This window comes from Pseudoalteromonas sp. BSi20429 (assembly GCF_000238895.1).
Classification (GTDB): Bacteria; Pseudomonadota; Gammaproteobacteria; order Enterobacterales; family Alteromonadaceae; genus Pseudoalteromonas; species Pseudoalteromonas arctica.
The window spans coordinates 1-20,170 of sequence record NZ_BADV01000054.1 but is presented as its reverse complement, the minus strand read 5'-3'; the positions used below and the strand labels follow the sequence as shown (position 1 = coordinate 20,170).

Sequence of the window (20,170 nt, the reverse complement as noted above, 5' to 3'; positions counted from 1 at the left end):
AGCGCGTTTTTTATTAGCTGTTTAAAAGTGACTAAACTAAATCACTTAAGGCAGCTAGCACCACAATACTCGCCAACCCTATTTGAGCAATTAAGCTAATAAACGAAAAGCCTCTAAGCACAAATAAGCCCCAAGGGTGTTTAATATGTGGATATAACGCACAGCGTTTTAAAGTGGTCGCAAAGAAAAAACAAATCACTGCCGCCATAGTTAAACTCAGCGTCAGCTCACTTTTAATAGAGAGTGTTTCATCAAAAAAGAAGAACAACTGCAAAGGCAGCAATATAGTGACAATAGCGTGCAGCACATGTACTTTTTTAATGCGATCGAACTGCCCTTCTGGCGAAAGCTCTTTAATACCAAAGTCACGCTCTAAACATTTAACCAAATTATTAGCTTTAATACTAACCGCCAAACGGTAACAACTTAAACCTTCTTTATTGCGCGCTCTAAAGTTATAGCCCGCTTTAATAAGCAGCACCATTAACGATTCATTTTTAGCAAATACAGCGTAATGAAGTGCTGTGTTACCTAAATTATCAACCGCTTTTTTGTCTTGCTTTGCAAGTAGCGTTTCAACCACATTTACAAAGCCTTTTTCGGCGGCCCACATAAAGGCTGTTTTATTGTTTTCATCAGCAAGAACACCTGTAGCGCCTTGCTCAATAAAACGCATTGCCATTGTTTGCTTGGCTGTTTTTTTACGTAGGTGCGTTAATAATGCTTTTTCTAGCAGTACAACAGAGTCAACATCAGGAGAAACCTGTGTAAGCAACGTAAAATAGTCTTTACCCGCTGCTACTTTTTCGCTGGCAAGTTCAGAAAGAGTATCTAAATCAGCAATAGACTCTGGAATAAACGCACTTAAGCGCTCTCTAAAATCAATTTCTTTCCAAAGGGCTAATGTATCTTTTGCCGAAAGTTTACTTTTATTATTTAGCGCATGCTCAATTAACGTGAAATAGCGTTTACTAAAAAACAAATCGACTAAAGACAGTGGCGTATCTATGGTATTTTGTGCAGCCACACTTGCGTATTTTTCAAGGCGTTGGCACAACATAAGCACTAAGCTTTCAGGGGTGTATTCATTATCGTAGTAATGGCTTTTAACCGCACTAATATACGCTTGTGCGTCTTCGTCATATTCAGAGATATGTTGAAAGTAACATTCTTCAAATGGTTCTAGCGGGGTTAGCCATGCCAAATAATAAATAGGCGGTAACACAGTGGTGCATACACCATCGTCTTCATTTGTAGAACGACAAGCAGGCCAAGCTTCCAAAGCATCTAAAATAAAGGCACCGTTTTGTTCTACCAGTCCTTTAATAAGTAATGGGTATTCCTTTGGCCAAATCAGTACATTTTCCATTAAAACAACACAACTCCAGTGTGGCTTGGGGGTGGTAAGTTATATCAGTTTTTAGCTGACACCACGCTTAATCAAAGTGTCGATATTCTAGCACACCTTTGTTTTGCTGCTAGCGCAAAATTACGCAATAACAGCAATCCTTTACTTACAAATATAAAAACGGCCAAGTACATAAGTAATTGGCCGTTTTTGAGGTTGGAGTTGGGCTTAATCAGAGCCAGACAAATAGTCTATTTACTTTTTAACTCGCTAATAACTTGATCTAAACCCACTTCAGAAATACGTTGAATAATCTCTTTTTGCTTAGCACTTAATAGTGAAATGCCTTCGGCAACAATATCGTATACTTTCCACTCATCATTTTTACCTAAACGAAGCTTAAAACTTAAGTCGATTGTAGGCGCATTTGGCTCAATAATTTGTGTATTAACTGTTGCGTACTCAGAGTCACTTTTTGCGTTATTACGCTCAAATACTACTTTTTGACCTGTGTACTTCATTAGTGCACCAGCGTATGTGCCTGTTAAGTAATGCTCTACTGCATCTATAAATTGAACAGCCTGTTCGCGCTCAATGCCTTTAATGTGCTTACCTAATAATTTAAACGACACAAACTTAACATCGATATGTGGCATTAAACGTTTTTCAACAATGGCAGCCATCGCTTCTTTGCTTGCTGTGCCTTTTGAATTTACTTGGCCAATGTCTGCAAATAGCTTATCGGCTACTGATTCAAGTAACTGATCTGGCGATTGCTGAGTTTGTGCAAATAACGAACTACTAAAAAAAGCAGTGGCTAAAACGAATAGTTTAAAGAGTTTCATAATTGTATATGTCTGTGTGATTAAGATGGCTGTAATTTACGCGAACTATACGCAATAAAAAAGGCACAAATAAGCAACTTATTAATGCCCAAATCGCACCAATAAAATAACTAAAATAAATTCAAGCAGTTAGAAACCTCCATTAACAGCTCATATACAACCGGTATTTTGTCCTCATTGTAATTGTTAATAGGTCGCCCTTATCATTTAGTTATCACTTGAATCAAACAAACATTTGGCACCTATGAAAACGTCACTTAAAACACTTATTATCTCATTTATATTAGTAGTTTCACTTTTTGGCAAACTTGCTTTTGCTCAATCGAACCACGGTTATGCCGTTGATTTTCTCAAAGGCGAAGGTAACGTAAACGGCGTTAAGCTTGCGTATCAGTATCATGCACCTAGCATGCAAAATATAATTGGTGATGCACGCTTTTACTTTGAAACCAGCGTAAATATGTGGGAATACCGCCACGGCGATGAAACACAATCAAACCTAGTACTTGCTATGTCACCTGTGCTGCAATTTCCTGCCTTTAGTTTTAACAACACCCCATTTTATGTTGAAGCAGGGATTGGTGTATCACTGATTGATGAAACGCAGTTTGCCGGTAAAAACATAAGTACTCACTACCAGTTTGAAGACCGCATAGGCCTTGTTGCCGACTTTGGTCATACTAACGTTGCCCTTAGAGTTATTCACTATTCAAACGCAGGCTTTAAAGAGCCAAACCCAGGGCTTAACTTTTTAACGCTTTCGGTAGCTAGACGTTTTTAAGGTTATTGATTGTGTTTAAAGTTATTGATTGCGTTTAAAATTATTGATTGTGTTTTGAGTAATTTAATTGCTGTTATAGCGTAAAACGGTCACACTTAAACGTACTAAATATTAAGTGATACTGCGATGCAAACTTGGCATATTGTAATTATTGTCGCCGTTGTTTTTGCTATTGTCATTGGTAATATTGCGCTGATTAGACTCTCTGCAAAAACGGAGTTTAAAAAGCCCAACGCCAATATTAAAAATACAACAGACACAAAAAAGCCCTGATTAATCAGGGCTTTTTCAATAATACCAATTCGCTTAATTATATTTTCGTTAATTTAGCCTACTAACCAATGCGCCATTAGCGCAATAACAGGTAAAGTAATTAGCGTTCGCAAAATAAATATAATAAATAACTCTAAAATATTTACCGGTATTTTACTGCCAAGTAAAAGTGCGCCCACCTCAGACATATAAATAAGCTGAGTTACACTCATTGCGGCAATAATAAAGCGCGTTACATCACTTTCAATTGTACCTGCTGCTAATATTGACGGAATAAACATATCAGCAAAACCAACCATAATAGTCTGCGACGCTGCTGCCGCTTCGGGTACTTGTAATAACTCTAAAAATGGCACAAACGGCATACCTAAATACTGAAATATAGGCGTATGCTCAGCAATGATCAGTGCAAATGTACCTACCGCCATAACCACAGGCAATACACCAAACACCATATCAAGCGCGTTATGTAAGCCCTCTTTTATAGTACCTTTAACACCCGTTGAGTTATCTGCTTTAGCTAATGCAACATCTAACGAATGACCAAATAAGGTTTTATGACCCGGAATTGTTTCAGCGTCTCTATCTGGCTCAGTACCATCAATCAGTAAGTCTTTTTTAAAGCGCAGTGGCGGTAATCGCGGCACAATAATAGCGGCAACAATACCGGCTAAACATACCGTTGCGTAAAACGGTGCAAATAAGTATTCAAGTTTAACTTGCCCAAGCACCACTAAACTAAACGTAATTGAAACCGCTGAAAACGTAGTACCAATAATAGCCGCTTCGCGTTGTGTATAGTGCTTTTGATCGTACTGCCTTGCAGTCATCAAAATACCCACACTACCATCACCTAACCACGATGCAGTACAGTCAACCGCACTTCTACCCGGTACACCAAATACAGGGCGCATTACTTTAGTCATTAACGTACCAGCAAGCTCTAGTAGACCAAAGTTAATTAATAGCGGCAGTAATAAGCCCGCTAAAATAAATACCGAAAACAACACTGGCAATAAGTCATTTAATACCAGCGCGCCAGTATTGGCCGAGGTAATCATCTCGCTGCCTAGGCTTAAGTACGTCATTAAACCAAACGCCATACCAAATAAGCGCACCACCAGCCATGTCCAGCTCACATCAAATAAATGCTTTAATAAAGGTGAGTTACATATAGCGGCGGGTTTAAACACTTTAGTAATTACAGAAATAACCCCTGTAATACAAATAATCAGAGTAATAATTGCTTGAGCAGAGCCAAGCATCATTGCTTGAACCGCTTTTGCCATAACGGCAATAGGAATGGTCATCCCTTGCGAGGTACTAATGGGTGTCATAAATAAAAACACACCAATTAACGAAGGAACCAAAAAAGTAAACCAAGTGCGCCACGTGTAGTGTGAACGATGAGGTAGCTGAGACATATTTATTAACCTATAAAAACCACAAAAAGAGCATAGCGCTCTTTTTGTGGTAAAACTTATTATTATTTAAATTTTAATGCCGCGCTGAATGAGTGCTGCTTCTAATGCTTGTTGTAAACCATTCATAGTACCTGGCTCAAGCGTTTCGCCTTTGTCATCCATCCACGTTAAGCTAGTACCGCCTTCTTTAGTTTTACTTACTAAAATTTGGTATTGGCCTTCATCAATAGGTAGTTGAGCTACGTCATCACCCCAAATTGAATCCCAAACACTTGTTTCTGGTTTAGTATAATCAGCAGTAATTAAGCCCGTATCTGGGTTAATTTCAACAATAGTGAACGACAAGCGCTCTAAAAATCCAGAGAAACGGTCAAACACAGCTTCGTAAGATTGCTCAGTTACAAGTGCTGCATTACCTTTGTTATCAAAGCCCATTTCAAGAGAAATAATACCTTGACGTTTACGCATATCAACTTCAAGTTGACGGTAACGGTAATCAAACTCGCTCACTACTTGGTTAAGCGCACGTACTTCTAACTGCTGCTTTAACAAATCAGTTAGCGTATGGTCGCCTTTAAAATCTATCAGCTCTACACGTAAAGACGCAGTACGCTGATGTGACTTTTCTTCAATAGTGAATCTAAATTTTTCTAAGTCATCGTTAACTTCATCGCCCCACCACCAAAAACCTTCTTCGGTTTTAATGATTGAGTACCAATCAGTTTCAATAGTACCTAGTAGCTTGTCTTCTTTAGTGGTTGCTGCATTGTTATCAGCGAGGACTGATTGAATCGTGTCCCAAAGAAATTCATCTAAATCAGCAATGCCATCGTTTTTATCAAAATAAATACGCGCTTGTTTATCTGTCTCTTCTACCCAACTGCCTTTAGCAATTGTTAATACTTGTGCCGGTGGGCGGTAATTTGTAGCTTCAGGATTGTTGTCATATTGACCTACATCCATTTTATAAACTGGGTCTTGAGCTGGTTGAGATAACGACGTTGGTGCTTTTACAGGCTCATGCGTACGATAGTTACGTTCGTCATGTGCCTTATTAATAAATACACTACACCCTGATAAACTTACCAATACACTTACTGCAAGTGCTTTTGGGATCCAATACTGCACAGATATTTCTCCTTAGCATACCCTTTAATTGTTTTAACAAATATATGAGTGGGTAATGCCGATTTGGTTCAGTGTAAAATCAATATTAACTTTACATTTATTATTTGGCTGCCTAAATGCAATAAAGTTCAGCACTTCAACTTAGCAATAAAACTAAGCGCAAATAAGCAAATTTTAGCTATGGTACTTTCCCGTGCCAGTAAAAACAAGAAACACCGCACTTTAAAAGCGCTTAATTAGCGTGTGCTGTAGTTTAGAGCCCTTTTTGTGTTAAACTTCGCCGCCGTGCAACTTCTCGTGTGTATTTTTGGTGTTGCCAACTCGGTTGATATAATCCAAGTAACAAGGTATTTGAACTCATGACTGCATTTTCAAATCATCAAATTGTTTTAACAGCGATTGGCGAAGACAGACCCGGTATTGTAAGTGAACTAACCCAACTGGTTAGCGATTGCCACTGCAACATTATTGACAGCCGTATTGCTATTTTAGGCTGCGAATTTACCTTCATAATGCTACTAAGCGGCGACATGTCGGCAATAAGCCGCATAGAGCACGTACTGCCAACTAAAGCCATGGAACTTGGCCTGCTAACCATGATGAAGCGTACAGCGAGTCATACTCCTAGCGAATTTTGTGCAGGTTACACACTAGAATATACAGGCATAGACACCCCAGGCACATTGAGCAAAGTAACGCGCTTTTTTGCCGACAATAATATTAGTATTTGCTCACTTAAGTCAGACACTTATTCCCAAGAAGACAACATTAAAATGCGTTGTGAACTTGAATTCAACATACCTGTTGATGTAGATATAGATCAATTTAAAATTAGTTTTGAGAGCCTTTCTCACACACTAAACGTAGATTATATTTTTAAACGAATTCGTTAAGGATGCTAAACATGAACACAATTAGTCCATTACAAGCTGGCGATACTGCACCCGCTTTTAGCCTACAAAACCAAAACGACGAAACAGTAACATTAAGCGAGCTGTTAAAAGAGCAACAAGTGCTTGTGTACTTTTACCCTAAAGCGTCAACGCCGGGCTGTACTGTACAAGCCGAAAACCTACGCGATGAGCAAGCACAGCTTGCTAAATTTAACACCCGCGTTGTAGGTATTAGCCCAGATCCAATTAAGCGCCTTAAAAACTTTGAAACTAAAAAAGAGCTTAATTTTGACCTATTAGCCGATGAAGACCACGCTATTGCTGAAGCATTTGGTGTATGGGGCTACAAAAAGTTTATGGGTAAAGAGTACGATGGTATTCATCGCCTAACGTTTTTAGTAGGCCAAGACGGTAAAATTAAACACCTATTTGATAAGTTTAAAACTAAAGATCACCATCAAGTGGTTTTGGATTATTTAGCTGCAGAATAAGTTTGTGGCAGAATAAGCTAGCGGCTAAGTAAGTTAGCTACCAGCTATTAGAAAAATACAGAAAAGCGTTGCTCAAGGGCAACGCTTTTTTTATGCCTATACATTTGCCTATATAAAAACTTAAATAGTAATTGAGTAAATAATTTGTTAAAACTGCCAAAGCACTTATTATTAGCACCTTGCCAATTGGATATTTAAACCTTGAATAAAAGCCTAAAATTTAAACTTTATTTAACTGCCTTAATCATCTGTATTATCGGTTTTAACTTTTCAGAACCAAGTATGCAATTTTACTCAAACCCATTTTATATCGGTAGTTTCGTTTTCGCTATTGCGCTTATAATCTCTGTAATTAATTACGTCTGCCCTGCCTGTAAGAAAAACCAAGTAATGCGCTCTATTTCTAGTTATAAGCTTCCCACTAACGATTGTTATAATTGCGGGAAAGAAATTGATGAGAAAAACTAATTCACCTACTTTGTCTTAATACATGAAACTAAATAAGAAAGAGTTAAGCAACCGCATTACATTGTAAGTTTTTCTCTATTGCTAAACTCTCACGATACTCAGAAGCTTCAGCTTTTAAAGTCCAATGAACATCTTTAATCCCATTGCCCTCTACAGCTTTCTTAACTTCTGATATTGTAGTTTTGAAAAATTCTTTCCTTGAATTTATTTTATTCACTGAGTAAATATCAAAACGGCGATGAAGTTCTTTTTCTAAAGATGGCGCATCTTCACTAAATATCATCGCATGAACATCAAAGGAAAAAGGAACAGATGCATCGCCTAGTTCTTTGACACGATCCATAGGCTCAAGTCTTCGGGTCATACCAATTTTGAATACCTCTTCACCAAAACTGCCTACATTGCTTATTACGTATACATGCCCTCTTCGGGTTTGTTGTGCCATCGACATAGCTCTTTGACCTTTATCTTCTGCTTCTTTTAATTGCTTTTCTAGATCAAGTAATTTCGCTTCATAGTCGGCTCGCTGCTCATCATTTGCAGTAGAAAGTTCTTCTCGTGCTTTTTTCAAAGCTTTCTGAAGTAAGCGTTCTTCTTTTTCGGCTTCTTTCTTTGCTTTCTCAATATCTCTTAAAGCCTTTTCTTCTTCCCTAATTAGAGCCTTAATTTCTGCTTGCTCTTCACGTTCGATTCTTTTTAATTCACTTGTAGCTACAGCCCACTTTAGTTCAATTAAACGTGCATTAAGATATTTTTCATTAATTCTAGCTTATCTAAAAGGAACGCCATTGTGGTTAACTAATGCGAACGCATCTAATATTTCTTGGTTTATTTTCCCAAAATTATCGTGTTTTACTTTAGATAATGCACTATCTACTTTACCGTTAAATGCATCAACTACAAAATGGATTGCATATGTTTTTCTATGTTGTTCAACATAGTCACAATCCCCAGCAAATCCTTCTTTTATCATTTGCCTAATATTTTGACGTATTGACTTTAGCTCTGCTCCAGCTTCTTTGTGACCAAAATCCTCAGCTAAGTCATCTAAAACTGAGTGATTAGGAATGATATAGTCGTCCTTATAGCCTTCGATAGTATTTCGCATTGCTTTTATTGCTTGCTCGTAGGTATTAGCTTTTTCTTTTGCTTCATACGCATCACCCGCAATCTCTTTAGCCCTTTGCTCTGCGAATAAAGTAATACGGTCAGCTTCTTGATTAGCATCCAACCTAATTTTTTCAGCTTTCTCCTTCGCTTCTCGAAGTCTTAGGCTCCCCTCTATTCTTTGTTCCTTTAATGACTCACTTACAGTAATAGATTCATTTTTTACTTCATTAGCTAAATTTTCAGCAGTTTGCTTTATAGCATTTGCTTTTAGTTTCGCTTCATCTAATAAAGCTTGAGAGTAAGCTTCGGCTTGAATGATTGGGCTATATTTCTCAGTTAGTTCTTTATTTTTCAATGATTGCTTTTTAGCTTCTTCTCGCGCTAAAGCTAAAGAATCATTTAATGCCTTAATATTTTTTTTAAACTGTATTTTTAAATTTTTTGTATGGTTGTACCAACCAAGACAAATCAATATGGTAATTATTAGGAGGAGAATTGATGCAGAGTGTTCCATTTTAAATTCCTTTTATCATTATTAAATCCACTATTTGAAGGTAGCATATATTTTTGAGTCGATGAAACTGAAATTAATATACAGAATTTTACGCGCCGAAACTCAAATACGGTGCATCGTCGGATGCCGCTTCGCTTATCCGACCTACGTTTTCAAATATATAATGCGGGGTTATAGGGTGTGGGTATTGGCCGTGGATATGGAGGTTCGTTGGGTTTCGCTACGCTCTACCCAACCTACGCGTTTGCCTTAAATTTTTACGCAGACAAAAATGGCGTTACCTGAGCGCTCTGCCCATGGGGTTATTTTATCGTAGTCATGTTCAAATATGTGGATTTCGAAGTACGGCTTTAAGGCTTCTTTAAGCTCGGTATAACTAAAAGCAACCATTGGGTGCTCGTCGTGCCATACAAGTGTTTTATCTGCGGTGGTTTTTTCTATGCTGAGTTTTAATAGTTGTTTGCTGCCAGTGCCACTGTAATGCCAACCAGAGCGAAATGTGAAGAAGCTGTTTTCGCTTGTTGCGGTGTGCTCTACAAATGAATCGCTGTCGATTTTGTTTTTATCAACCGTGTTAAAACAAAATATTCCACCCACGTTTAATGCGCTGTGTACGCTGGCAAGGCATTCTTTTAACTTATTAATGCCGTCGCAGTAATGGATTGAATACAAAAAGCAGGTAATTAAATCCACGTGCTCAGTTACCTTAAATTCACTCATATTTTGCAATGAAAATTGCGCTTCTGGGCAACGAATTTGTGCTTTATCGAGCATTGGCTGGTTTAAATCAAGCCCACTACTTTTATAGCCGTAGTCAATAAAGTGGCGTACATGCGGGCCGGTGCCACATGCTAAATCGAGATGGGTATTTGCGCCATTACCAAAAATTTGGTGCAGCCTGTGAATAGAATTGCTTTGGGCTTGATAATCTATATCTGCGCACATTAAGTCGTAGTAATCAGAAAGGTCGGTGTAAAGTGCATTTGCGGACATATAAGCCTAGTGGTAAGTAGTAGAATATTTTTAAGTCGCGCATAGTAAACTAATTAGCACAATTAACGAAGAAGATATGAGCTTTAGGGTAGATGTAATCTTAGGTTATAAAGTTCAGGCTATAAAGTACAGGGCTGTCGGATGGCGCTTCGCTTATACGGCCTGTGTATTTAAATATTATAGAGCGTTGTTATAAAACGGTGTGGAATTGGAGATTCGTTGGGTTTCGCTACGCTCTACCCAACCTACGTACTATAACTTTAAGCTACGCTTTAACTAATTCCTAAATACTTATGTACTTGTATTGATAGGCGCCAGTTTTTGGCAATACAGGTGTCGATTGCTAATTTGGTTGCTGATACTTTTTGGCTAATTGGCTGCAAATAAACAAGCTTTGGGTTAACGCCTGTTTTAGCAAATAACTCTTCTAACTCTTCTACGTGCTTTTGCATAGCAACGGGGTGTTTTATCTCGTTTGCACGCTTCATGGTGCTGGTAAGTACTTCATAACCACCGCGCATATTAATTTTTGGCGATACCGTTACCCATGTTTGCTCTGGGGCGAGTATTTCAAACGTGCCGCTGGTTTCTATTTGTGTGCTAAAGCCGTGTTCGTGTAATAAGTTACATACAGGATTTAAATCAAACATGCATGGCTCGCCGCCGGTAATTACTACGTGCTTTGCGGTATAACCACGTGATTGAAACAACGCTAAAATTTGCTCTGCACTGGCGTTAGCCCAATGATCTGAGTCGGCTTTTTTTTCTACGGTTTCATCCAGCGATACTTTATATACATTATCAACATCCCACGTTTGCTTAGTGTCGCACCAAGAGCAGCCTACTGGGCAGCCTTGCAGACGTAAAAATATTGAGGGTGTGCCAGTAAAGCTAGCTTCACCTTGAATGGTTTCAAACACTTCATTAATTTTGTACAAAAGAGATCTCACTTACTACCTAGCAGCCAAATTGCTACTATTAAAAAACCAAAAAGCGCTGTGCAAAAATTGTTATTTAAGCTGCGGCCGTGTAGTATATCGCGCCCTGATATAAACCTCTATTAAAACTAAGAGCAAAACAGATATGACGCAAAAAGTAGTTGTTATTTATTCCGGCGGTATGGACTCATTTACCGTATTAAATAAAGCCCTGCAACAAGGCCATGATGTATATGCCCTATCATTTGACTATGGTCAGCGTCATGTAAAAGAGCTTAAAGTGGCGGCAAGTGTGTGTGAAAAATTAAACGTTCCACACAAAATTGTTGATATTTCGGCGATTAACCAACTTATTGGTGGCTCATCACTTACTGATGATATTGATGTGCCTGAAGGCCATTACGAAGAAGAAAGCATGAAAAGTACGATTGTACCTAATCGTAATATGATTTTGCTCTCGCTTGCTGTTGGTTACGCGGTATCACTTAAAGCTGGCCAAGTTTATTACGGCGCTCACTCTGGGGATCATGCTATTTACCCTGACTGCCGTCCTGAATTTGTGCAAAAAATGGATGATGTGTGTCGTATTGCTAATTACGACGCTGTAGAAATTTTTAGCCCATACTTAAACAATACTAAAATTGGTATTTTAACCGACGGTATTGAAATGGGATTAGATTACAGCCAAACGTGGACTTGTTATAACGGCCGTGAAAAGGCCTGTGGTAAATGTGGCGCGTGCCAAGAACGCCTTGAAGCATTTGCACTAAATAACATTACAGACCCGTTAGAATACGAATAAGCGCTAATTAATTAGTAATACAATTGCTGTAAACAAAAAAAGGCTATCATCGATAGCCTTTTTTGTTTGTTTAATTTTAACGTAGAGATTACAACCAGCGTTTTACGCGCGCTTTATAGGCGGTAAACTCTTCGCCAAATAATTTAGTGAGCGCACGCTCCTCGGGTATTATTTGAAAAAACGTTAAATACGCAATAAACCCTATAATACATAAAAGTGCCCACAAGGAACTTAACCAAATACCCCACCCTGCTAAAATAAATGCAAAACCTACGTACATTGGGTTACGCGAAATCCGATAAATACCGCTAGTAATAAGTTTTGACGCTTGCTCAGGTTTATTAGGGTTTACAGTGGTGTTTGCTATTTTAAAACTCACCACCCCTGCAATACAAAAAACACACCCTATAATGACCAAACTTGCTGCTAAGTAGGTAATAAATGCGGTGAAATCAATAACACTGTAATGCGCAATAAGCGCCATTATGCCTGCAAAAAACAGCACAACAATAACGGGAGGTATTTTATTATTTAACATGGCAACTCACTGTATTGGCTAAAGTATGTTTATTATATGGTGGCTATGCAGCCATTAAACAATATCTGAAGTGTATAAATGATGAACACGCTCAAACCTGAGCTTAAGTAAAGTATACAAATTAAGTTACAATTGTCAGCTTTATCAAAAGCGCTTAAAGGTTATACTTTAACCATAAACGAATAATAAAATGATAAGGAATGAGGTTATGTCTGGAACTACGATGATTGTACTTATTGTGCTAATTTCGGTTGGCTCAGGAGTGGTTTACGATATGTATAAAAAGCATCTTGAGTTTAAGCATAAAATGCAAAACAACAACAGCGATGCCCATAAACAATTAGCTGAAACAAATGCACAAGTGCTTGCATTAAAAGAGCGTGTACAAACACTTGAGGCTATTGTTACCGATTCAAGCTTTAGCGTTAAAGATGAAATTAATAAGCTTTAAATTGTTATAAGTAATTTGGATATAAATGTGCATTTTCTGGCTGTTCAATACCATGAGCAGCTAAAAACCCACCAATAGCTTGCCCGCAGCCCTGTGGTGCTCGCCCGCTGTCTATCTCAAAATTTAACTGATTAGCATGTTGCTTACCCATAGAGCAAAGCCCTACGGTACTTGGCGAGCGCATAGCGATACTTAAGTTACCTATTTGCTCAACCACAACGTGTTTACTAAAGCGGGCAAAACCTTTGTACTTAAATTGCTCGTTTACGTAATCATTGCTTGTGGCTACTAATGCTGTAATTAAGGCGTGTAAAAAGCTATTAGCGGATGGATCTGCTGTTAAAAACGCGATTGTTTTTTTATTAAACTCGCTAAGTTGGCAATCTTCACACAACAGCTCAACAGTATATAAATGTTGCTCGGCTATTTGCTCCTGGCTCTTAAGCTCAATACTTTTTCCTGCAAATACAATACGTTTAAGCACTTCATCAATACGGCTTTCAGCACTTTCACTTTTAACAAGCTCAGGGTTTTGCGCCATTACCGGTAAGTCGTGATGGTTATTAAATGGCGTACTTGTTGCGCCGCTTTGCATTAACTGAAAAAGCTCTCTTACTTCATGTTCACGCGCTACTTTTAACGCTAAAAATGCAGTTTGGATAAGTTCTGAAGTAGGTAAGTTTTCCTCTACTATCCAGCGTCTGCCAAATAATAGCTTTTTGGCTTTGCCTTCATTTGCAGATGCACTTTTTTGATAGTTATCTGGGCTCAGCACTGCTACTTGCAGGTAAATTTCTTCACCTTTTTGTGCAGCAAGCACTCTAAAGTGAGCCGAAAATTCTATACTCTCAAGCACTTCGTTTACGCTTTCAAGCGTGTGCTTGTAACGTAAAAAATGTTGTGGCACCACCCAACTACTATTAGCCAATTGCACAAGGGGTGCATAAGAAATAGGTTGCTCGTAACTGTGTTGCCATTTTTGCTCATTGCTAAGCAAATGATTAATGTGACTCTTGTTATCTGACATAAATAAACCAAATAAACTCGCGTTGTGCGATATAAACTATGAACACATTACGTCGTCAATGTCGTAATTAGATCACATGTACGCCCTACTTTCGGGCTTTTTTAACTATCGGTGAGTTCTTGATAGTCTGTTATAACTTTTTGATAGTATGGCTTATCTTTATTGAGCATTTTATTATAATGATTTATGAGTTGCCGTTGGTACATAGCGTGCTCTGCACTAGCAAAGTCCCACATATTATTACCGGTATGACTAATCTCATTATTGCTACTAAAGCTCACTTCAATCACTTCATAAAAACGTTTGTTGTCGTAAACTATTTGCTCACTTACAAGCCCTAAACCTAATTGCTTTAAACCGACTCGCAACTTATAAGTGTGATGCACTGGGCATAAAATAAACCGAACATTATTTAAATGCTCACTTACGTTATTAGCAGTAATTTGTTGTATTAAACTTAACAACAGCTCACCGCCAACACCTGCTATTACAACTACTTGGCTTTTACTTTGAGCAATTTCAATTTTGCCTACATCCTGACATAAGACCTGCCACTGCGGATTTTTATTACAGGTTTTTTGTAATTTATTAATCGATGATAATTGCGCTTCTAGGTCGTTCATTAAAGTGGCGACTATATCTACAAAAATAACCTGGTTTGCAGCTGCGCGTTTTAATAGCGCCATGCCTAAATAACCATGGTCGCAGCAGCAATCCCAAATAATATCGTGATGCTGCGAGATTAATGTATCAATGGCAGTTAGGCGTTTGCTGAGCTTCATTTAATCAGCAGATTGTGACGTTTTGTAGATAAGTGCTTTTAAGCTTCTGTCGCTGTCTACTTCAATAAAGCGCTCGGTAGGGGCTAGGCGCTCAACAAATTCAATTGCGCCTTGGGTGTGCTCGTTTATTAACGCTTTAAACGCCTCTTCGCTAAGCTCTGGGCTATTAGCGCACAATAACAATTGTGTGGTATCGCAAAGTAGCTCTGGTAACCTGCGCAGCACTTTTTGATAGTCTTTAGTTAAAATAAAGCTGCCTTTTTGAAAGCTTGGCGGATCAACTATTATTAAGTCAAACGGGGCTGCTTTTTTTAGTTTTCCAAACGACTTTAAAATATCGTGAGGTAAAAAACTTACGCCGCGCTCAAAACCGTTTAGTTGATGGTTTTGCTTACCGACTTTAAGAACACCTTTGCTCATATCCATGTTCATTACATGATCTGCCTCGCCTTGCATGGCTGCAAGCGAAAACCCACATGTATACGAAAATAAGTTAAGCACTTTGCCATGCTTACTATTAGCCATTACAAACTCACGGCCGCTGCGCATATCGGGAAATATTCCAGTATTTTGACGGCTCTGTAAATCAACCAAAAAACGAATGCCGTTTTCGGTTACAACATGCGGATTAGGTAATTGCCCATAAACCACGGTGTTTTGGCTTTGTACGCCAGCGCGTTGCTGATACACAAGTGAGCTAATAAGCTCTGGCTGGTTTTTTTGTGCCCACTGCCACACAACATCGGTAAGCTCGCTTAGTGTTTGCTCGTCAATTTCGTCGTACGAAACCAAAAACAAACTTGGCGGATAAAAGTCTAAATTAATATGACTTAACGCCTCAACACTATGGCCACGGCCATGAAAAACACGGCACAGTTCATTTTTTAAAATTGGCGCATCTTCAAGCGCAGTAATAAGAGGAGTAAAGTTTGCTGTCATTTTTAATTAATCAACTGTTGTTGTAGTTCATGTATTTCATCGCGAACAGAGCCCGCTTTTTCAAATTCTAGGTCGCTTGCGTATGCATGCATTTTGGTTTCAAGCTGCTTAATTTGCACTGTAATTTCTTTCGCACTAAGTACCTTTTTAGAATCTTTACGAACAAGTCTAAGGTTATCTTTAGGGCCGGCTTCTTCGCCTACATCCATCGCATCAAGAATCTTTTTGGCTAGTGAATGCGGTTCAATACCGTGTTCAATATTATAAGCATGCTGAATTTCGCGTCTGCGCGCTGTTTCGTCCATGGCCTTAGCCATCGATTTTGTAATTTTGTCACCGTATAAAATAGCGCGACCATCTAAGTGACGTGCAGCACGACCAATGGTTTGAATAATTGAACGCGCTGAGCGTAAAAAGCCTTCTTTGTCTGCATCAAGTATGGCTACTAGCGCCACTTCTGGCATATCCAGACCTTCTCGAAGTAAGTTAATGCCCACTAACACATCAAACACACCTGCACGTAAATCACGAATAATTTCAACCCGTTCAACCGTGTCTATGTCTGAATGTAAGTAACGCACTTTTACGTCGTGCTCACTTAAGTAATCGGTTAAATCCTCAGACATACGTTTGGTCAAAGTGGTTACAAGTACGCGTTCGCCCTTCTCTACACTTTTATAAATTTCTGAAAGTAAATCATCAACCTGATCGCCTACTGGGCGCACTTCAATAAGTGGATCGAGCAAGCCTGTTGGGCGAATTACTTGCTCTGCTATTGCGCCCACACAACGGTCTAACTCAAAGTCGCCTGGCGTTGCCGATACATAAATTGTTTGTGGTGAAATAGCTTCAAATTCTTCAAAGCGCAGCGGCCTGTTGTCCATTGCTGAGGGCATTCTGAAGCCATACTCAACCAGGTTTTCTTTTCGGCTTCTGTCGCCTTTATACATTGCCCCAATTTGCGATACGGTTACGTGCGACTCATCAATAATCATCAATGCGTCGTCTGGGAGGTAATCAAGTAATGTGGGTGGCGGATCGCCCGGCGTACGGCCCGATAAATAGCGGCTGTAGTTTTCTATACCAGAGCAATAACCTAGCTCCCGCATCATTTCTATATCGTATTGCGTACGCTGCGTTACGCGTTGCTCTTCTACTAATTTATTAGCACTGAGTAACTGGGCTCTTCGATCTTTTAGTTCTTCTTGTATTTTATCGATAGCACCGAGTATTTTTTCACGCGGGGTAACATAGTGTGTTTTTGGATAGATAGTGGTGCGTATTATATGCTTTTCGACGGCGCCTGTAAGCGGATCAAAAATGCTCAAGCGCTCTATTTCGTCATCAAACATTTCTACGCGAATTGCGAAGGTGCTAGATTCTGCAGGAAATATATCAACCACTTCACCACGAACACGATATGTACCACGGCTAAAATCTATATCATTGCGGGTGTATTGTATTTCAGCTAGGCGACGCAGCATGTCGCGTTGGTCTACTTTTTCGCCCACTTTTAAAAGTAGCATCATTTTCATGTATGATTTAGGGTCGCCCAAACCATAAATAGCCGATACCGACGCCACAATAATGGTGTCGCGACGCTCGAGCAGTGCTTTGGTCGCACTTAAACGCATTTGTTCTATATGCTCGTTTATCGAGGCATCTTTTTCAATAAATGTGTCGCTAGATACAACATAGGCTTCTGGCTGGTAGTAATCGTAATACGATACAAAATACTCAACCGCATTTTTAGGGAAAAACTCTTTCATTTCCCCGTATAGCTGCGCGGCAAGCGTTTTGTTGTGCGCCATTATTATTGTTGGACGGTTTAAATCGTTAATAATATTAGCCATGGTAAAGGTTTTACCTGTACCGGTGGCACCTAATAAAGTTTGGTGTGCAAGGCCTGCTTCTAATCCTTCGCATAGCTGCTTAATCGCTGTGGGCTGATCGCCTGCTGGTTTAAAATGTGATTTTAACTGAAAATGGTCGCTCAATTATTGCACTCCTGTAACGATTCGCCGCTCAGCGCTTCTAGTTTTTTCATAAACCATTTGTATGCCACTATTGCTGTAAATAAGTTACCTAAAGCAGCGCCAATAAATAGCCCTAATAATCCGGCTATTTCGTTGCCTACATAAGCAAATGGTACATAAAATATGAATAACCGAATGACACTTAATACCAATGCGTACATTGGTTTGTGTAAAGCATTAAACGATGAATTTGATAATATGATCACCCCTTGTAAGCCATAGCTTAGCGGGATGGTATAAATAAAGAGTTTAATTACATCTATTACAGCTTGTTCTTTACCAAATAATTGGCTTATAACACCTGAAAATGCAATGAGTAATACGTAAATGGCAAATTGCCATACCATTACAAATTTTAGTGTGCCGGTATACGCTTCTTTAACGCGGCATAATTTGCCAGCGCCAAAGTTTTGGCTAACAAATGGCGGTAATGTCATCGATAGTGCAAGCACTAATATACTTGCAATAGATTCTATTCGACTTCCCACTCCAAATGCAGCTACGGCCTCTGGCCCGTGATGCGCAACCATAGCGGTCATTACGGCCATTGCAACGGGTGTAAGCATGTTTGCGCCGGCAGCAGGCAAACCAATTTTTAATATTTTACGAATAGCGCCCGTCACTGTTTGCTTGCCTGCTTTTAGGCTCAACAAGCGTTTTTTAACCGCTAATATATATAAAATAATAACCACAGCAACCGACCATGCAATAACGCTTGCTATGGCCGCGCCTTGAATACCTAACGCTGGTACTGGCCCAAAACCAAATATCAGTATAGGGTCGAGTACGGCGTTTATCAGCCCTGCTCCACCCATTACTATACTTGGCGTTTTTGTATCGCCACTGGCGCGCAGTACCGAGTTACCAATCATTGGGGTTATTAAAAATACACTACCGATAAACCATATATTCATGTATTCGTGTATTAACGGCAATACTTGTGCGCCCGCTCCTAGCAAAGTAAATATGGGGTCAATCAGTAAATACCCAACAGATGACAACACAATAACCAGAACCACACCAACCATTAAAGAAATACTGGCGTCAAAACGCGCTTCATCTATTTTATTACTACCGAGCGCTTTTGCTATTACTGCCGATGTACCGATCCCCAGCCCTATTGCTAAGCTAATAACGGTAAAGGTAACCGGAAATGTAAAGCTCACCGCTGCAAGCGGCTCAGTGCCTAGTAAGCTTATAAAAAATGTATCGACAATATTGAACATCATTAGCGTGATCATGCCGAATATCATCGGGATGGTCATCGTCTTTAATGTGGGCAAGATGGGATCGTTTAGTAAATCTGGGCGAGTCTGGGATTTTGAAATTGCGCGCATGAAATAAATAGGCCTCTTTTACTGAACGAATCATTTTAAAGCATCAAGGCAGTTCAAGCCACGGATTTATCACTACAATTGAAGTAATTAAAGAAGTAAAGATTCGAAAAAATAGTAAAACTTAGTTTTTGCATCTTTTTGTTAAAATAGAGCCTAAACACACCAAAAACCAATTAAAACACATTTTTATAACTTTTATTACAAACACCCAGTGATATATGATGCTTTTTTACACAAAGGTACTGCTTGGTTTATCGTTACGAAAAAATTCCCTCATCGAGTTGCATCCATTCAGCATCAAATCATAACTCATTGTTTTATATTGAATTAAAAATAGTGATTTAAAAGCTTGAAATCGTTGTAGCACCCTAAACCATTGGTGCCGATGATGTTCTTAAAGTTTCATAAACAGAGTTATCCACAGAAACCGTGGATAACTCATTCAAACCCGCATTTATAAAGGCTTTGAGAGAGCCCCCATTTTCGGTGATATCCAACCAATTGACCATTTGTTAATTGTGGCATTTTTATAAACTCACGCTAAAAACTGTAGCTCACCAATTTTTCTTCTTAACATAGTTGTACGTTAGGTATAAAAAAACGTTTAATACAAAGTTAAGTTATTGATTGCTCTATTTTTGAACGGATAAAACAAATACTCATTTTATACATAGTGATTAGATCACAATTTAGATCAAAAAATATTTCTGCGAATATACACATAGGTATATTTTTAGAAAATTAAAACAAAAAACGAATTAAATACGGAAAATATCGCTAAGTAAAAAATGAGTTTTATGTTTTTGAGTTGTTTTTTAATAACAAGCCACTTTAATACCGTGTTTAATTTAACCAATTTGAAGACTCAGCAATAATAAAAGTCACATTGATATTCTTAAATTTTTAAAAAAGTAACTTTAATAGAGCTATAAAACACGCAGATCGAACACAAAAACAACGAATAAACCTCTTTTTTCAATTTATGACTTTTATATGTTGACACTTTGCGGCGCGGTCATTAATATTTCGCCCCGTTGAAAGGCAAGACGCTT

General features: G+C 38.7%; 20 protein-coding genes. 6 read left to right on the top strand and 14 right to left on the bottom strand.

Annotation, left to right across the window (positions count from 1 at the left end):
* Positions 1 to 31: 31 nt before the first annotated feature.
* Both P20429_RS08425 and P20429_RS08430 read right to left on the bottom strand, forming a co-directional pair.
* Positions 32 to 1,369 carry an ankyrin repeat domain-containing protein gene (locus P20429_RS08425; RefSeq protein WP_007583915.1) on the bottom strand — a complete coding sequence of 446 codons (1,338 nt, stop codon included), beginning with the start codon at positions 1,367 to 1,369 and terminating at the stop codon, positions 32 to 34.
* A gap of 230 nt (positions 1,370 to 1,599) precedes the next feature.
* Positions 1,600 to 2,193, bottom strand: a complete 594-nt coding sequence (locus P20429_RS08430; RefSeq protein ID WP_007583914.1) for a phospholipid-binding protein MlaC — start codon at positions 2,191 to 2,193, stop codon at positions 1,600 to 1,602.
* 244 nt (positions 2,194 to 2,437) lie between these two features.
* Between P20429_RS08430 and P20429_RS08435 the strand changes: the two genes are divergently transcribed.
* The gene (locus tag P20429_RS08435) at positions 2,438 to 2,974 is read left to right on the top strand and encodes an acyloxyacyl hydrolase (protein WP_007583913.1); all 537 of its coding nucleotides are present in this window, start codon (positions 2,438 to 2,440) and stop codon (positions 2,972 to 2,974) included.
* A gap of 126 nt (positions 2,975 to 3,100) precedes the next feature.
* Positions 3,101 to 3,247 carry a DUF2897 family protein gene (locus P20429_RS20350; protein ID WP_007583912.1) on the top strand — a complete coding sequence of 49 codons (147 nt, stop codon included), beginning with the start codon at positions 3,101 to 3,103 and terminating at the stop codon, positions 3,245 to 3,247.
* Positions 3,248 to 3,300: 53 nt separating this feature from the next.
* Here the strand turns inward: P20429_RS20350 and P20429_RS08440 are convergent, their stop codons facing one another.
* Complete coding sequence (locus P20429_RS08440) at positions 3,301 to 4,671, bottom strand: YjiH family protein (protein WP_007583911.1); 1,371 nt, start codon at positions 4,669 to 4,671, stop codon at positions 3,301 to 3,303.
* 66 nt (positions 4,672 to 4,737) lie between these two features.
* On the bottom strand, positions 4,738 to 5,799 hold the full coding sequence (gene bamC / locus P20429_RS08445; protein WP_007583910.1) for an outer membrane protein assembly factor BamC: 1,062 nt from the start codon (positions 5,797 to 5,799) through the stop codon (positions 4,738 to 4,740).
* A gap of 359 nt (positions 5,800 to 6,158) precedes the next feature.
* Between bamC and P20429_RS08455 the strand changes: the two genes are divergently transcribed.
* A complete protein-coding gene (locus P20429_RS08455; RefSeq protein ID WP_007583906.1) occupies positions 6,159 to 6,692 on the top strand; it encodes a glycine cleavage system protein R in 534 nt (177 codons plus the stop codon).
* 11 nt (positions 6,693 to 6,703) lie between these two features.
* Positions 6,704 to 7,183: a thioredoxin-dependent thiol peroxidase gene (gene bcp, locus P20429_RS08460; protein WP_002963124.1), complete on the top strand. Its 480-nt coding sequence runs from the start codon at positions 6,704 to 6,706 to the stop codon at positions 7,181 to 7,183.
* Between the two features lie 511 nt (positions 7,184 to 7,694).
* On the opposite strand, the gene P20429_RS20880 is transcribed toward bcp, so the two are convergent.
* The 4 genes from P20429_RS20880 to queE all read right to left on the bottom strand — a co-directional run bounded on the left by P20429_RS20880 (position 7,695) and on the right by queE (position 11,206).
* Complete coding sequence (locus P20429_RS20880; protein WP_007583905.1) at positions 7,695 to 8,222, bottom strand: GIY-YIG nuclease family protein; 528 nt, start codon at positions 8,220 to 8,222, stop codon at positions 7,695 to 7,697.
* A 198-nt stretch (positions 8,223 to 8,420) separates the two neighbouring features.
* Positions 8,421 to 9,275: a DUF4041 domain-containing protein gene (locus P20429_RS20875; protein ID WP_007583904.1), complete on the bottom strand. Its 855-nt coding sequence runs from the start codon at positions 9,273 to 9,275 to the stop codon at positions 8,421 to 8,423.
* A 249-nt stretch (positions 9,276 to 9,524) separates the two neighbouring features.
* Positions 9,525 to 10,268 carry a class I SAM-dependent methyltransferase gene (locus P20429_RS08465; protein ID WP_007583903.1) on the bottom strand — a complete coding sequence of 248 codons (744 nt, stop codon included), beginning with the start codon at positions 10,266 to 10,268 and terminating at the stop codon, positions 9,525 to 9,527.
* 272 nt (positions 10,269 to 10,540) lie between these two features.
* Positions 10,541 to 11,206, bottom strand: coding sequence for a 7-carboxy-7-deazaguanine synthase QueE (gene queE / locus P20429_RS08470; RefSeq protein ID WP_002960417.1), 666 nt, complete (start codon positions 11,204 to 11,206; stop codon positions 10,541 to 10,543).
* Positions 11,207 to 11,351: 145 nt separating this feature from the next.
* Between queE and queC the strand changes: the two genes are divergently transcribed.
* Positions 11,352 to 12,008 (top strand): 7-cyano-7-deazaguanine synthase QueC, encoded by a 657-nt coding sequence (gene queC / locus P20429_RS08475; RefSeq protein ID WP_007583902.1) that lies wholly within the window; start codon positions 11,352 to 11,354, stop codon positions 12,006 to 12,008.
* An 88-nt stretch (positions 12,009 to 12,096) separates the two neighbouring features.
* Here queC and P20429_RS08480 read toward each other — a convergent pair whose 3' ends face one another.
* Complete coding sequence (locus P20429_RS08480) at positions 12,097 to 12,546, bottom strand: isoprenylcysteine carboxylmethyltransferase family protein (protein ID WP_007583901.1); 450 nt, start codon at positions 12,544 to 12,546, stop codon at positions 12,097 to 12,099.
* Positions 12,547 to 12,754: 208 nt separating this feature from the next.
* Here P20429_RS08480 and P20429_RS08485 point away from each other — a divergent pair, with 208 nt between their 5' ends.
* Positions 12,755 to 12,997, top strand: coding sequence for a hypothetical protein (locus P20429_RS08485; protein WP_007583900.1), 243 nt, complete (start codon positions 12,755 to 12,757; stop codon positions 12,995 to 12,997).
* Between the two features lie 4 nt (positions 12,998 to 13,001).
* Here P20429_RS08485 and P20429_RS08490 read toward each other — a convergent pair whose 3' ends face one another.
* The 5 genes from P20429_RS08490 to P20429_RS08510 all read right to left on the bottom strand — a co-directional run bounded on the left by P20429_RS08490 (position 13,002) and on the right by P20429_RS08510 (position 19,118).
* Positions 13,002 to 14,024, bottom strand: coding sequence for a hypothetical protein (locus P20429_RS08490; protein ID WP_007583898.1), 1,023 nt, complete (start codon positions 14,022 to 14,024; stop codon positions 13,002 to 13,004).
* Positions 14,025 to 14,125: 101 nt separating this feature from the next.
* Complete coding sequence (locus tag P20429_RS08495) at positions 14,126 to 14,806, bottom strand: tRNA (adenine(22)-N(1))-methyltransferase TrmK (protein WP_007583896.1); 681 nt, start codon at positions 14,804 to 14,806, stop codon at positions 14,126 to 14,128.
* Positions 14,807 to 15,745, bottom strand: coding sequence for a class I SAM-dependent methyltransferase (locus P20429_RS08500; RefSeq protein ID WP_007583895.1), 939 nt, complete (start codon positions 15,743 to 15,745; stop codon positions 14,807 to 14,809).
* Between the two features lie 2 nt (positions 15,746 to 15,747).
* Positions 15,748 to 17,742, bottom strand: coding sequence for an excinuclease ABC subunit UvrB (gene uvrB / locus P20429_RS08505; RefSeq protein ID WP_007583893.1), 1,995 nt, complete (start codon positions 17,740 to 17,742; stop codon positions 15,748 to 15,750).
* Positions 17,739 to 19,118, bottom strand: coding sequence for an MATE family efflux transporter (locus P20429_RS08510; RefSeq protein ID WP_024591018.1), 1,380 nt, complete (start codon positions 19,116 to 19,118; stop codon positions 17,739 to 17,741). The genes uvrB and P20429_RS08510 overlap by 4 nt, the downstream gene beginning before the upstream one ends.
* Between the last annotated feature and the right edge of the window lie 1,052 nt (positions 19,119 to 20,170).